Here is a 13,638-nt window from a genome sequence, read left to right as displayed (position 1 = left end):
CATCGCGTATTGATCGCATGTTAAGCACGTATTGTGAGTAATCGACCGCGCTAATGCAGTGCAACGAGAATCGATACGAAAACCCATTTTGAGATAAGTGATGTCCTTGAGCCCAAAATCCAGTCACCCATCAGCAGCCGGCGGTAACAGCATGATTGAGGTCACCGAGGTTTCCATTGCCCAATTGCGTGCTGCGCTCGAATCGGGCCAGACGACGGCGGTTGAGCTGGTCCAGGCCTATCTCGCCAGGATCGATGCCTACGACGGAGCCGACACGCCCACCGCCCTCAACGCAGTGGTGGTTCGCAACCCCGATGCGCTCAAGGAAGCGCAGGCCTCCGATGCCCGTCGGGCCAAGGGCGAGACGCTGGGGCCGCTCGACGGCATTCCTTATACGGCCAAAGACAGTTATCTGGTGAAGGGGCTCACCGCGGCCTCTGGAAGTCCCGCCTTCGCGAACCTGATTGCTTATCGCGATGCGTTCACCATCGAACGGCTTCGTGCCGCCGGCGCGATTTGCCTGGGCAAGACCAATATGCCGCCCATGGCCAACGGCGGCATGCAGCGCGGGGTCTACGGCCGTGCGCAGAGCCCGTACAACGCTGACTATCTCACCGCTCCCTTTGCATCGGGCTCATCGAACGGCGCCGGCACTGCAACCGCCGCCAGTTTCGCGGCATTCGGCCTCGCCGAAGAAACCTGGTCGAGCGGCCGTGGCCCGGCGTCGAACAATGGTTTGTGTGCCTATACGCCTTCGCGCGGAGTGATCTCGGTACGCGGGAACTGGCCGTTGACGCCGACCATGGACGTTGTCGTGCCGTTTGCCAGAACCATGGCAGACCTGCTCGAAGTGCTCGACGTGGTGGTGGCGGATGATCCCGACACACGGGGCGATCTGTGGCGGATGCAACCCTGGGTGCCTATCCCGAGTGTCGCCTCGGTGCGTCCCGCCTCCTATGGGTCGCTTGCCGCGAATACCGATGCCCTCGCCGGAAGGCGCTTGGGCGTTCCTCGTATGTACATCAACGCGGATCCCGAAGCAGGCACCAGCGAAGCGCCTGGGATCGGCGGTCCGACGGGGCAGCGAATCAACACTCGTCCCTCCGTGATCGGGCTCTGGGAAGAGGCTCGCAAGGCACTCGAAGCCTTTGGTGCCGAAGTGATCGAGGTCGACTTTCCGCTGGTCTCCAATTGCGAGGGCGATCGTCCGGGTGCGCCAACGGTGTTTAACCGCGGCCTGGTTTCCAAAGAGTTCCTTCACCATGAATTGTGGGATCTGACGGCCTGGGCGTTCGACGATTTTCTGCGGGCCAACGGCGATCCAAAACTCAATCGCTTGGTCGATGTGAACGGACCGCTGATTTTTCCGCACGACCCAGGGACGCTGCCCAACCGTGAGGGCGACCTTGCCGCTGGCATGGACGAGTATGTGCGGATGGCCGAGCGCGGCATCACCCCTTGGGACCAGATCACCACGGTGCCTGACGGACTCCGCGGCCTTGAACAGACGCGCCGAATCGATCTTGAGGACTGGATGGATCGGCTGGGGCTCGACGCGGTGATTTTCCCGACGGTGGCCGACGTTGGGCCGGCGAATGCCGATGTCGATCCGAAGTCTGCGGATATCGCATGGAGTAACGGTGTCTGGGTCGCCAACGGCAACCTCGCCATCCGTCACCTGGGTGTTCCCACGGTCACGGTGCCGATGGGAATCATGCCGGACATCGGCATGCCCGTCGGGCTGACCTTCGCCGGTCGTGCCTATGACGATTCGACGTTGCTTCGCTTGGCTTCGGCGTTTGAGTCGACGGGGACGAAGCGATTGATCCCGCCTCGAACCCCACCATTGTCGGGTGGCCAGAAATAGGAAAGGGCGGGATTGGGGCAGGATACGCTCCAATCCCGCTTGGTAACGGTAAACATAGACCTCAAGGACGCGCGATGATATTGCGACACAGGCCAGTGAAGGCTGATGACATCAAAACTATTTGTAGCTTTCCCCTTGACGCTCAGGAACTGTTTTATATGTTTCCGAAAGCCCAATACCCTCTGACGGAAGCTCAGCTATCTAACGCTATTACTCAACGATTCGACTCGACGGTTGTCGAGACCGGAAATAGCGTCGTCGGCTTTGCTAACTTTTATCGTGCTGAAACGGGTGGGGTTTGCTGTATCGGCAATGTCATCGTTGCCCAAGAGGCACGAGGTAAAGGTGTGGCGACCTTCATCGTGGAGACGATGACCGCTCTGGCGTTCAATCGCTATGACGCCACAGAGGTCCAGATCTCATGTTTCAATGAAAACACAGCAGGCTTGCTGCTTTATCCAAAACTGGGCTTCCTGCCCTTTGCTGTCGAAGAGCGATCTTCTCTGGATAGTCGTAGATCAGCACTCATTCATATGACCCGCAAGGTACCCTGAGTTCCCATACTTGAGCCCGGTCTGGAGCTTTGCATGAAAGTTGGCGTGATCTCCGATACCCATGGCTTACTGCGCGCCGAAGCCCTTGCTGCCCTGGAGGGTTGTGAACGGATCATTCACGCCGGCGACATCGGCAAGCTCGAAATCCTTGATCAACTGGCGTCCATTGCCCCGCTGTACGTAGTGCGCGGGAACAATGATCTGGACGCCCCTTGGGCAGAAAATCTCGCCGACCGCCTATGTTTCGACCTGAATGGATGGCAGACCTTGCTGGTACATGACATTGCCGATGTCCCAACGGTGCTCGATGCAGACATAAGGCTGGTGATCACCGGCCATTCGCATAAACCACGCATAGAATGGCGCGGCGAACGGTTATACCTCAACCCCGGTAGCGCTGGCCGACGGCGCTTCAAACTACCGGTGACGCTGGCTCTACTCGAGGTGTATACGTGTTCAATTGAACCGCGCCTGGTCTCGCTACTGGAATGACATTCCTTGGATGGTCTTGGCAAGGCACGACGAGCGTAGAGACATCAGCCAAGACTATGAATCCGATTTTCCGATCCGCGCTATTTGGGGTGGCTGCGGAGTTTGTTTATTGCCCTTTCGTCCATTCATCCATTGTCTTTTCTTGCTCCGCCGATACTTTGTTTTGAGGTTGATAGAGTCCCGGCGCGGCTGTATATCCGGTACGTGAAGCGGCATTGCCAGTCGCTCCCTGTAATTTGCCTTTTCCTCCTTCAATCATTCATCCATTGCTCTTTCTTGCTCTGCCGATACCTTGTTTAGAGGTTGATAGAGTCCGGGGGCGGCTGTATACCCGGTAGGTGAAGCGGCATTGCCAGTCGCTCCCTGTAACCTTGCTTTTTCCTCTTTCAACCATTTGTCCATTGCTCTTTCTTGCTCTATCGATACCTTGTTTAGAGGTTGATAGAGTCCCGGCGCGCCTGTATATCCTGTACTTGAAGCGGCATTGCCAGACGCTCTCTGTGACTTTGCATTTTCCTCTTTAATCCATGCATCCATTGCTTTTTCTTGCTCCGCCGATACCTCGCTTTGAGGTTGATAGTGCCCCGGAGTCGCTATGTATCCACTGCCGTCATAACGGGGTTCGTCGTTTTTAACGTTGCCATCCTTCACGCGTTCCGATGAACTGGCAATGCCTGTTAAACTACTGTCGTCCTTTTTAGTTTCAGGTGCAGCCTGGCTTGAGTTCTGACTGACAGAGTTTTCACTCGATTTAACGGTGTTTGCGATGGGTGTATCACTAGTTGTGTTAGGTTTCAGGGGGAGGGCAGCGGGAGCAGAGACGGTGTCTACTCTAGCTTTTGATTTATTTTTCTTAACCAATTTATTACCTTTTTTTTGTATTTTCTTAGTCGTTGAAAAAGCAGAGTTTAGTTCTTTTTTATTTTTGTGAACAAGATTATCAATGGGGACATAGCTAATAATTTGGTTGGGTTTTCTTTTAATATTCGAATTATAAAATTTCACTTGCCTTTGTGTTAGCTGAATATCAGCAATAGGTGGCGGCCGAACGAGGCCAATAATCGCCTCGCGAGCAATGGCATATGTAAGTTGGTCAAAGTTGTAAAAAACACTATTGCTGGATTTTGGTATGATAAAGGGTGGTGTCATTACTTCAATGGCGCTCTCATGCTTGGAGAGTATTTTTCCTGCCGCTAAATCTTTATAGGTATAAATAACATTGCACTTCGATCGAACTCCACTCCAAGCGTTGCTTATAGAGACTGAAGATACTTCTGCGCTTATTTCAATGCGGCCGCTGTAAGTTCCAAATTCGATAAAGCGATCACTGTTATAGATTTCTTTCTGGGTCGCATTCTTGATAGCATTCCCCCAGTTTGAAATTTGTAATTCGCCTGAAAAATTATTGTCGATATTTACATTTTCTTTGGTTTTTATCTCTGCAGGAAGCACAATAATATCTATATTGTATGCAAGGTCATAATAGTCAATGTCAGGAACAATGCTCTTGTCTCTTTCGCTTGAGATATCTGAATAATTTCTTATGTCGGCACAACTCGTAACTCCGAAAAAGCTAAAGGCCAGCACGAGTAAGGCAGTTCTTTTTTTTATCGACATGTTACTCTCCTATCCTTATAGATTAAGGGCGTGCTTTGTCGCTGGCGTATAACAGTGATTCGACCGAACTCGGTGATAACGAAATAATAGAGGTCTCTAGATAGCTCTGCGCTACCCATTCCGACTTTTTTTAAAAATTCATATAAATCATAGGCCTATATTTCACGCCCTACACCTCAGCTGTAATCGCGCGACTTCTTTTTTTTGGCGCCAATATAACTAGCCGATAGCAGAACGCGATCATTAGGGGGGCGAGGAGACTGAATGTAACCTTTGGCTTTGGGAGGCCGATGCCTGCCAGTCATGACTGGCCGAAATCCACAACCCTGAGCGGACCACGTCAACGTCAGCTCAGGGGCGAAAGCTGCTTGCTCCGCTATTGCAGCGGAACATACACATCCGTTTGCCATTGATCCTGCGGCGTTTCGGGATAGACGCTCAGGTAATTAAAGAACAGCGGCTGATCTCGAAGTTCTTCTCCACTGGCAGGAAGCCAATCGCGGTAAATCGGATAGATCGTTTCGCCGATGTGATCCGGTGACCCCGCGTGTCGCACCACGACGCAACGACTGCCAGGAATGACGATCTCGTGCACGCCGAACCCATTCGGCGCCACGGCCTCGTGAATCTCGCCGCAGATGGCGAAGCGGAAGGCTTGTGGAGGTGTCGTATCGGGGTTGCCATAGGGAATGCCAAAGGTGCGACTCGATGCCACCGGCGACTGTCCGCTCTGCATACGCCACTCGATGAACTTGCGCACGCTCTCATCGACGAGCCCGGCTGGTCCGCAGTGCTCAAGCGCTGCTACCCGGACTTCAGGAAATTCCACGATTCGTACTTGCATGATGATAGTCCTGGAAAAGTGAGGGATTGCGAATACCGCATTCCAGACCTGCCAGTTCGGTTCCTTCCTGAATGCACTCGGCGTCATACCGAATGCCCGTCTAAATGCCCTGCAAAATGCCTCGGGACTTTCAAAGCCGGCACCGAGTGCGGCGTCCAGTACCGAGTGATCAGCGAGGGCGGCGAGGCGATGTGCCGCGCGTCGTAGCCGCATCAGTTGCACATAACGTGAGACGGGCACTCCTGCGAACGCGCTGAATTGTCGATGGAAGTGAAACACCGAAAAATTCGCCACATGGCTCAACGTCTTCACCGACAGGTCACCTTCGAGATTGGCATCAATGTAGGCGAGTACGGCGTTGAAGCGTTTTGTGTAAGCGAAGTGGGTCGGCATGTCAGACACTGGGAAAAGGCTCCTGGGAGTACGGTCGGCAATAGAGTCGACGATAACGGCGTGAATGCGCCTAGCCGCGTTTGCTCAAGGCACGTTTGGGGTTGGCCAATGCCATCTCTTCCAAGGCTACGGGGGGACTAGAGCTTGCTGGGTTCAGATGACTGTTCGACTCGCCAATGCATGACAAAACCTCCGACACTCTAGATCGAGTTCTTAGCGGCAAATGGTTTTCGGGCTTCAGCAAAACACTTCTCTGCGATGGCCGAGCGCGGTTCGGTTTTTGCGCATGACCAGGCCAAGGGGGCCTTCAGCCCCGGCCCGCATCCGACAGGTCTAAGCGCCCAGCCCCAAGCACCGCTGGTTAACGCTTCAGAGCCGCTTCGATCGCAGCGATGTCGATCTTTTTCATCCCCATCATGGCGTCGAACGCGCGCTTGGCCGCCGCGCGATCAGGATCGGTTATCGCAGCTGTCAGAACGCGTGGTGTGATCTGCCACGACAGCCCCCACTTGTCCTTGCACCAGCCGCATGCACTTTCCTGGCCGCCGTTTCCGACAATCGCGTTCCACAAGCGGTCGGTTTCGGCTTGGTCGTCGGTCGCAACCTGGAACGAGAAAGCCTCGTTGTGCTTGAACGCCGAACCTCCGTTCAGCCCGAGACACGGGATGCCCATCACCGTGAACTCGACCGTCAAGACATCGCCCTGTTTGCCCGCCGGATAGTCGCCAGGCGCGCGAAGGACAGCTCCCACAGCGCTGTCCGGAAACGTCTCGGCATAGAACTTCGCAGCGTCCAGCGCGGTGCCGTCGTACCAGAGACAAATCGTGTTTTTGCTGATCATCTTGGTTCTCCAGAATGGGGACTGATGCGTGCGTTCCAGTAGCGTAGGTAACCGGACAATTTTGGCAACTTGCGCACCTTGGGAGGGCGCGCACGCACGATCGTCTCCCATGGCACCGATAAAGTGGAATTCATAAACGTCTATTTTTTTCACGTAATGTTGGCTTAATTCATGTTCGGTGTTATCGCCTACGTCGGAGCCTGACGACAGGTTGTTGATGACAGGTGTCCAATTGTAAGAGCCATTTTCAGCGACTACACTCCAGCCCATGAAACGCTATCTGCGGTTTTGCCTCATCTTCATGATCAGCCTGGCGCTTCCCCTCAGCGGGATGGCGGGCGTTCAGGCACCGACAGAGCCTTGCCCAATGAAGACGATGGGCATGGCGATGATGGACGACATGGGCATGGACTGCTGCAACGATATGAAAAGCCCTTCCGAGCACGGCAAACCTTGTAAGCCGGGCCAGGAATGCAAGACGGGCAGCATGCTGCAAGTTTCGATCTTCAAGACTCCAGTAACCGTATTCAGCCCCGTAGTGCTTTCCTTCTCCAGCGATTCCCTACCCATACAAACCCCGTCCGGGGTATGGCGACCGCCTCGCGTTTGATTCCTGTCCCACATTGAGCCGCATTTCGCATTAGCGGGATGGACTAGCTGCGCGCATGTCTTTTGACGCGTGCAGTGGATGATCACAGGAATCGTAAACATGAACTCCAAGTGCTATTGCACAGGTTGGCCCCTCGTGGCCGGTCTGGTGGCAAGCGTGCTGGCATTGCCGAGCTTCGCTGCCGCATTGACACTCGATGAAGCGTTGCGGCTGGCCGAAAACAATGCGCCGTCGCTGACCGCACAAGACGCCAAAATTCAGGCTGCCAGCAGCGCGGCTATTCCAGCCGGTGAGCTACCTGACCCCAAACTGGTACTGGGTGTTCAGAACTACCCCATTGGCGGTCCGGATCGCTGGAGCATCGACCAGGACTTCATGACCATGCAAATGGTCGGGGTCAGGCAAGAAATGCTCAACAGCGACAAGCGCAAAGCGCGCATTGAGGTCGCCGATGCGGCCGTTGATCGCGCCGCTGCGGAGCGTCGAGTCGAACGTCTGAAGGTACGCCAGTCCACGGCGTTGGCCTGGATCAGCAGCTACTCGGTCGAGCGCAAAGACGCACTTTTCCAGGACTTCTACAAAGAAAACCGCCTGTTGAGCGATACCGTCCGGGCTCAGATTGTCGGTGGTCGCGCTCAACCCGCCGATGCGGTGACGCCCAAGCAAGAAGCGGCTCAACTGGCGGAGCAACAGGACGATCTGATTCTCCAGAGAGCGCAGGCCCGAGCAGCCCTCAAACGCTGGATTGGCTCAGCCGCCAACGACAAGCCTGTGGGCAGCTTGCCCGAATGGCCCGTCGATACCTCAAGCTACTCCCATAAATTGCAGCGCCATCCCGAGTTGGCCGCGTTTGTGCCGATGACCCGCGAAGCGCAAGCCAAGGTTCGTGAAGCCGTGTCGCAGAAGCAGTCAGACTGGAGCTGGGAGCTGGATTACCAGCGCCGTGGCCGTGAGTTTGGCGATATGGTCAGCGTGCAATTTTCCTGGGACCTGCCGCTGTTTCCTGAATCCCGCCAGAACCCCAAAATTGCAGCCAGACAGGCTGAACTCAGTCAGCTTGAGGCCGAGCGCGAAGCCCTGTCTCGCGAGCACATTCAGCAACTGGAAAACGAGCTGGCTGACTATGAGCGCCTGAATCGTGCCGTGCGCCGAAACCAGGAAAGCCTGTTGCCGCTGGCCAGGGAAAAGGTCGAACTCAGCATGGCCAGTTATCGGTCCGGCAAAGGTGATTTGAACGCCGTTGTCGCCGCCCGGCGTGAACTCATCGAAGCCCGCCTCAAACAGATCGACGTGGAAGAGCAGCGAGCGCTGACCAGTGCGCGTCTGTATTTTGCTTATGGGGAGTCCAGCCAATGATCCTTAAAAAATGGAACGGGGCATTGCTGGTAGGTATCTCGCTGGTATTGGGTGTTGCCGGTGGCTACTGGTTCGCTCACCAGCGCATGAGCGGAGTACCAGCTATCGCCCCGGAACAGAGCCTCAATTCACCGGATGAACGCAAGGCTCTGTATTGGTACGACCCCATGTACCCGCAGCAAAAGTTCGATAAGCCGGGGAAATCCCCCTTCATGGACATGCAACTGGTTCCTCAGTACGCCAGTGGAGCAGGGGACCGTGCGACCGTCAGTATCGATCCAGGTCTGACCCAGAATCTCGGTCTGCGTTTTGCCACAGTCGGCCGTGGGATCTTTGACTCCAGCCTCGATGTGACAGGTGTCTTGGCGTTCAACGAACGTGATGTCGCGGTGATTCAGGCACGCACCACTGGCTTTGTGGAGCGGGTTTATGACCATGCTCCCGGTGATGTGCTCAAAGCCAACGCGGCGTTAGCGGATATCCTGGTGCCTGAGTGGGCCGCTGCCCAGACAGAGTTTCTTGCGCTGAGGCGCAATGGAGATGCTGACTTGTTGGCTGCGGCCCGCCAGCGACTACGACTCACAGGGATGCCGGCAACACTGATTACTCAGGTAGAGCGTGGCGGTAAGGTCCAGCCCTACCTGACGCTTACCAGCCCCATTGCCGGTGTGCTGCAAGAATTGAACGTACGTGCGGGGATGACCGTGGCGACTGGCGACACTCTGGCACGCGTCAATGGCTTGAGCAGTGTCTGGCTAGCCGTGGCCGTTCCAGAATCGGATGCCGGATCTATCACCGTGGGGCAGGCGATCGAAGCGCGTCTGCCAGCCTTCCCGGGGACAGTGCTCAATGGCAAGGTCGGCGCGATTTTGCCCGAGACCAATCCGGACAGCCGTACTCTTCGTGTGCGCGTGGAACTCCCCAATCCGGACGGGCGCCTCAAACCGGGTTTGACGGCGCAGGTACGCCTGAATCGTTCGTCCGAGCAAAGTGTGTTGTGGGTGCCGAGCGAAGCCGTCATTCGCACTGGCCGACGTGCCCTGGTGATGCTCGCCGAAGACGCGGGCCGCTACCGTCCCGTGGAGGTGCACCTCGGGCAGGAAAGCGATGGCAAAACGGCGATATTGAAAGGTCTGGAAGAAGGCCAGAAGGTGGTGACGTCGGGCCAGTTCTTGCTCGACTCGGAGGCCAGTCTTAAGGGCATTGTTACAAGCACGGAGAAAGATTCACCACCCAGCGCAGCAGCCTCCAGCTTTCATGAAGCGGATGGGCAGATCGTTGAGATCAACGACAAAGAAGTCACGCTTGCCCATGGTCCTTTCAAGACGCTGGGCATGCCCGGTATGACGATGACGTTCCCACTCGCCAACCCGGCTCTGATGCAGGGCCTAAAAACGGGCGACAAGGTCCGGGTTGCGGTGAGTCAGACCGACGATGGCTTGCGTGTTGAGCGCCTGGACAAATCAGGGAGCCAGCTATGATTGCTGCCCTGATTCGTTGGTCAGTAGCCAACCGCTTCCTGGTGCTACTGGCGACACTGTTTGTCACGGCTTGGGGTATCTGGTCGGTGCAGAGCACGCCCATCGATGCGCTGCCGGATCTCTCCGATGTTCAGGTGATCATCCGCACCCCGTATCCGGGACAGGCACCGCAGATCGTCGAGAACCAAGTGACCTATCCGTTGGCAACCACCATGCTTTCGGTGCCCGGCGCCAAGACCGTGCGCGGCTACTCCTTCTTTGGTGACAGCTTTGTCTATGTGCTGTTCGAAGACGGTACTGACTTGTATTGGGCCCGCTCGCGGGTGTTGGAGTATCTGAGCCAAATACAAAGTCGGTTGCCGGCCAGCGCCCAACCGGCGTTGGGGCCGGACGCGACGGGCGTGGGCTGGATCTTCCAGTACGCGCTGGTGGATCGCAGTGGCGGACACGATTTGGCACAGCTTCGAGCACTTCAGGACTGGTTCCTCAAGTTCGAACTCAAGACCCTGCCCAACGTTGCGGAAGTGGCCACCGTGGGCGGTATGGTCAAGCAGTACCAAGTGCAGCTCGATCCGCTCAAACTGGCCAGCCTCGGCATTACTCAGGCCGAGGTGACCGAAGCCATCGGCAAGGCCAACCAGGAAACCGGTGGTGCGGTGCTGGAGATGGCAGAGACCGAGTTTATCGTGCGTGCTTCCGGCTACCTGAAGACGCTCAATGACTTTCGGGCGATCCCGCTCAAGCTGGCTTCGGGAGGCGTGCCGGTGACCCTTGGCGATGTCGCCACGATCCAGTTGGGACCGGAAATGCGGCGTGGCATCACTGAACTCGATGGCGAAGGCGAGACTGTCGGCGGCGTGGTGATTTTGCGTAGCGGCAAGAACGCTCGCGAGACCATTGCTGCGGTCAAGACGAAACTCGACGAACTGAAAAACAGTTTGCCGGCCGGGGTGGAAATCGTCACCACCTATGACCGCAGCAAACTGATCGACCGCGCTGTGGAAAACCTCAGCCACAAGCTAATCGAGGAGTTCATCGTTGTCGCGTTGGTCTGCGGGATCTTTCTCTGGCACTTGCGCTCGTCCCTGGTGGCGATCATTTCGCTGCCGGTGGGGGTGCTGATTGCCTTCATCGTCATGCGTTACCAAGGGATCAACGCCAACATCATGTCCTTGGGCGGGATTGCTATCGCCATTGGCGCGATGGTCGATGCTGCGGTGGTGATGATCGAGAACGCCCACAAGAAGATTGAGGCTTGGCACGTGGCAAATCCTGGAGAGGAGCTGAAGGGTGAGCGTCATTGGCATGTAATGACCGAAGCGGCGGCAGAGGTAGGCCCGGCGCTGTTCTTCTGTTTGTTAATCATCACCCTGTCGTTCATTCCGGTATTTACCCTGGAAGCGCAGGAGGGGCGGTTGTTCGGCCCGTTGGCTTTCACCAAGACTTACGCCATGGCCGCAGCGGCGGGATTGTCAGTGACCTTGGTACCGGTGCTGATGGGCTACTGGATTCGGGGACGAATTCCCAGTGAACGACAGAACCCATTGAACCGGTGGTTGATTCGGATCTATCAGCCCGCTCTGGACGCAGTCTTGTGTCGACCCAAGATTACGCTGCTGATGGCGCTGTTGGTTTTTGTCAGTGCGCTATGGCCAATGTCTCGCTTGGGTGGCGAGTTTCTCCCCCCGTTGGACGAGGGCGATCTGCTCTATATGCCATCCGCTCTGCCGGGATTGTCGGCGCAGAAAGCGGCGCAGTTGCTGCAACAGACTGATCGTCTGATCAAAACCGTTCCAGAGGTTGAACATGTCTTCGGTAAAGCCGGTCGCGCTGAAACCGCCACCGATCCGGCACCGCTGGAAATGTTCGAAACCACTATCCAGTTCAAACCGCAAGAGCAATGGCGTTCAGGCATGACCCAGGAAAAACTCGTGGAAGAACTGGATCGCGTGGTGCGAGTTCCAGGGCTGACCAATATCTGGATACCGCCGATTCGCAATCGTATCGACATGCTGGCCACGGGTATCAAGAGCCCCATCGGGGTGAAGGTTGCTGGCACCAACCTGGCGCAGATCGATGCTGTCACCCAAGCCGTCGAGCGTGCGGCCAAGGATGTGCCGGGTGTCAGTTCGGCCCTGGCTGAACGACTGACCGGTGGCCGCTATATCGACGTGGATATCGACCGCAAGGCCGCCGCCCGCTACAGACTGAATATCGCCGATGTGCAGTCCATCGTGGCCGGCGCTATCGGCGGTGAAAATGTCGGTGAGACCATTGAGGGGCTCGCACGCTTCCCGATCAACGTGCGTTACCCACGGGAGTGGCGTGACTCGCTCGGCGCCTTGGAGCAATTGCCGATCTACACCCCTCTGGGGAGCCAGATCACCCTCGGCACTGTGGCGAAGGTCAAGGTCACGGACGGTCCGCCGATGCTCAAGAGCGAGAACGCACGGCCTTCAGGCTGGGTGTACATCGATGTGCGGGGGAGGGACATTGCTTCTGTGGTCGCCGATCTACGCCGAGTCGTCAATGAGCAGGTCAAGTTGCAGCCCGGCATGAGCCTGAGCTACTCGGGACAGTTCGAGTTTCTCGAAAGGGCCAACGCACGACTCAAGCTGGTGGTGCCTGCCACGCTGTTGATCATTTTCGTGTTGCTCTACCTGACTTTCGCCCGCTTCGATGAGGCCTTGCTGATCATGGCCACTCTGCCATTCGCACTGACTGGTGGAGCATGGTTCCTCTATCTGTTGGGATTCAATCTGTCGGTCGCCACCGGAGTCGGCTTTATCGCATTGGCCGGGGTTTCTGCCGAGTTCGGCGTGATCATGCTGCTCTACCTGAAGCACGCTTGGGCCGAACGTGAAGACCTCGGTGACAGCACTGAGCGTGGGCTGGTTGCTGCGATTCGTGAAGGCGCTGTGCAGCGCGTTCGACCTAAGGCCATGACTGTTGCCGTCATCATTGCCGGCCTGTTACCCATTCTTTTGGGGAGCGGCACCGGCAGCGAGGTGATGAGTCGCATTGCTGCACCCATGGTCGGCGGGATGGTCACTGCACCCTTACTTTCCCTGTTTGTCATTCCGGCAGCGTATCGCCTGATGCGTCGCCGGCACCTCCCAGTTGAAACCAACACCCCTGAAGGAAAAGTCGTATGAAACTGACCCTGATTGCCGTTGCAAGCACCGTATTCACACTGTCTCTTTCGGCCCACGCAGAGGATATGCCGGGCATGAAAATGGACGGTATGGAGGGCATGCAGATGAAGCAAGACGTAAAGCAGGCTCCAGTAGCCAAAGCGGAGGGCACAATCAAGGCAATTAACTCCGAGAAGCACACAGTGACTATCGCTCATGGCGCCGTGCCAGCTGTGCAATGGCCGCCGATGACCATGGCCTTTTCCGTAACGGATGATCAGATGACAGGGCTGATGGCTGGAGACCGTGTATCGTTTTCCTTTCACCTGGAGGGTGGCAGAGCCACGATTATTTCCATTAAAAAATGAAATAGTGATGGTGAAACGTAGCCGGCACGTTTTGTCGCGCCGGTTTTTACCATCCGCTTGTGCATGAAAACCAGTAATTCA

At 56.3% G+C, this 13,638-nt stretch carries 12 protein-coding genes and 1 pseudogene; 8 read left to right on the top strand and 5 right to left on the bottom strand.

Annotation, left to right across the window (positions count from 1 at the left end; translation table 11 throughout):
* Window positions 1-151 precede the first annotated feature (151 nt).
* The 3 genes from PSH88_RS17470 (at window position 152) to PSH88_RS17460 (ending at window position 2,913) form a co-directional block, all read left to right on the top strand.
* A complete protein-coding gene (locus PSH88_RS17470; protein ID WP_305421728.1) occupies window positions 152-1,867 on the top strand; it encodes an amidase in 1,716 nt (571 codons plus the stop codon).
* 74 nt (window positions 1,868-1,941) lie between these two features.
* Entirely contained in the window at window positions 1,942-2,421 is a 480-nt protein-coding gene (locus PSH88_RS17465) for a GNAT family N-acetyltransferase (RefSeq protein ID WP_305421726.1), read from the top strand.
* Between the two features lie 33 nt (window positions 2,422-2,454).
* Window positions 2,455-2,913, top strand: a complete 459-nt coding sequence (locus PSH88_RS17460) for a metallophosphoesterase family protein (protein ID WP_305421724.1) — start codon at window positions 2,455-2,457, stop codon at window positions 2,911-2,913.
* Window positions 2,914-3,019: 106 nt separating this feature from the next.
* Here PSH88_RS17460 and PSH88_RS17455 read toward each other — a convergent pair whose 3' ends face one another.
* The 5 genes and pseudogenes from PSH88_RS17455 to PSH88_RS17440 form a co-directional block, all read right to left on the bottom strand.
* Window positions 3,020-3,172: a hypothetical protein gene (locus tag PSH88_RS17455; RefSeq protein ID WP_305421723.1), complete on the bottom strand. Its 153-nt coding sequence runs from the start codon at window positions 3,170-3,172 to the stop codon at window positions 3,020-3,022.
* Entirely contained in the window at window positions 3,169-4,530 is a 1,362-nt protein-coding gene (locus tag PSH88_RS17450; RefSeq protein ID WP_305421722.1) for a hypothetical protein, read from the bottom strand. Before PSH88_RS17450 ends, PSH88_RS17455 begins: the two co-directional genes overlap by 4 nt.
* Window positions 4,531-4,906: 376 nt before the next feature.
* Window positions 4,907-5,776 (bottom strand): AraC family transcriptional regulator, encoded by an 870-nt coding sequence (locus PSH88_RS17445; RefSeq protein WP_305421721.1) that lies wholly within the window; start codon window positions 5,774-5,776, stop codon window positions 4,907-4,909.
* 191 nt (window positions 5,777-5,967) lie between these two features.
* Window positions 5,968-6,085 (bottom strand): annotated as a pseudogene (locus PSH88_RS30345) (LysR family transcriptional regulator); the annotation flags it as partial.
* A gap of 43 nt (window positions 6,086-6,128) precedes the next feature.
* On the bottom strand, window positions 6,129-6,608 hold the full coding sequence (locus tag PSH88_RS17440) for a VOC family protein (protein WP_305421720.1): 480 nt from the start codon (window positions 6,606-6,608) through the stop codon (window positions 6,129-6,131).
* 268 nt (window positions 6,609-6,876) lie between these two features.
* Here PSH88_RS17440 and PSH88_RS17435 point away from each other — a divergent pair, with 268 nt between their 5' ends.
* From PSH88_RS17435 to PSH88_RS17415, 5 genes are all read left to right on the top strand, one after another.
* Window positions 6,877-7,218: a hypothetical protein gene (locus tag PSH88_RS17435; RefSeq protein ID WP_305421719.1), complete on the top strand. Its 342-nt coding sequence runs from the start codon at window positions 6,877-6,879 to the stop codon at window positions 7,216-7,218.
* Window positions 7,219-7,317: 99 nt separating this feature from the next.
* On the top strand, window positions 7,318-8,574 hold the full coding sequence (locus PSH88_RS17430) for a TolC family protein (RefSeq protein WP_305421718.1): 1,257 nt from the start codon (window positions 7,318-7,320) through the stop codon (window positions 8,572-8,574).
* Window positions 8,571-10,055, top strand: a complete 1,485-nt coding sequence (locus PSH88_RS17425) for an efflux RND transporter periplasmic adaptor subunit (RefSeq protein ID WP_305421717.1) — start codon at window positions 8,571-8,573, stop codon at window positions 10,053-10,055. Before PSH88_RS17430 ends, PSH88_RS17425 begins: the two co-directional genes overlap by 4 nt.
* Window positions 10,052-13,210 (top strand): efflux RND transporter permease subunit, encoded by a 3,159-nt coding sequence (locus PSH88_RS17420; protein WP_305421716.1) that lies wholly within the window; start codon window positions 10,052-10,054, stop codon window positions 13,208-13,210. The genes PSH88_RS17425 and PSH88_RS17420 overlap by 4 nt, the downstream gene beginning before the upstream one ends.
* Window positions 13,207-13,557: a copper-binding protein gene (locus PSH88_RS17415; RefSeq protein ID WP_305421714.1), complete on the top strand. Its 351-nt coding sequence runs from the start codon at window positions 13,207-13,209 to the stop codon at window positions 13,555-13,557. Before PSH88_RS17420 ends, PSH88_RS17415 begins: the two co-directional genes overlap by 4 nt.
* Window positions 13,558-13,638 lie beyond the last annotated feature (81 nt).

Source organism: Pseudomonas wuhanensis, assembly GCF_030687395.1.
In the GTDB taxonomy this organism is placed as follows: Bacteria; Pseudomonadota; Gammaproteobacteria; order Pseudomonadales; family Pseudomonadaceae; genus Aquipseudomonas; species Aquipseudomonas wuhanensis.
Note: the sequence above shows the minus strand (reverse complement) of the source record. Positions and strands in the feature narration are given on the sequence as shown.

Bases quoted from the DNA above. Each gene is read 5' to 3' on its own strand.
- PSH88_RS17425 (WP_305421717.1), top strand. From the start codon at position 8,571: ATGATCCTTAAAAAATGGAACGGGGCATTGCTGGTAGGTATCTCGCTG.
- PSH88_RS17440 (WP_305421720.1), bottom strand. From the start codon at position 6,608: ATGATCAGCAAAAACACGATTTGTCTCTGGTACGACGGCACCGCGCTG.
- PSH88_RS17460 (WP_305421724.1), top strand. From the start codon at position 2,455: ATGAAAGTTGGCGTGATCTCCGATACCCATGGCTTACTGCGCGCCGAA.
- PSH88_RS17420 (WP_305421716.1), top strand. From the start codon at position 10,052: ATGATTGCTGCCCTGATTCGTTGGTCAGTAGCCAACCGCTTCCTGGTG.
- PSH88_RS17470 (WP_305421728.1), top strand. From the start codon at position 152: ATGATTGAGGTCACCGAGGTTTCCATTGCCCAATTGCGTGCTGCGCTC.
- PSH88_RS17415 (WP_305421714.1), top strand. From the start codon at position 13,207: ATGAAACTGACCCTGATTGCCGTTGCAAGCACCGTATTCACACTGTCT.
- PSH88_RS17450 (WP_305421722.1), bottom strand. From the start codon at position 4,530: ATGTCGATAAAAAAAAGAACTGCCTTACTCGTGCTGGCCTTTAGCTTT.
- PSH88_RS17455 (WP_305421723.1), bottom strand. From the start codon at position 3,172: ATGATTGAAGGAGGAAAAGGCAAATTACAGGGAGCGACTGGCAATGCC.
- PSH88_RS17435 (WP_305421719.1), top strand. From the start codon at position 6,877: ATGAAACGCTATCTGCGGTTTTGCCTCATCTTCATGATCAGCCTGGCG.
- PSH88_RS17465 (WP_305421726.1), top strand. From the start codon at position 1,942: ATGATATTGCGACACAGGCCAGTGAAGGCTGATGACATCAAAACTATT.
- PSH88_RS17430 (WP_305421718.1), top strand. From the start codon at position 7,318: ATGAACTCCAAGTGCTATTGCACAGGTTGGCCCCTCGTGGCCGGTCTG.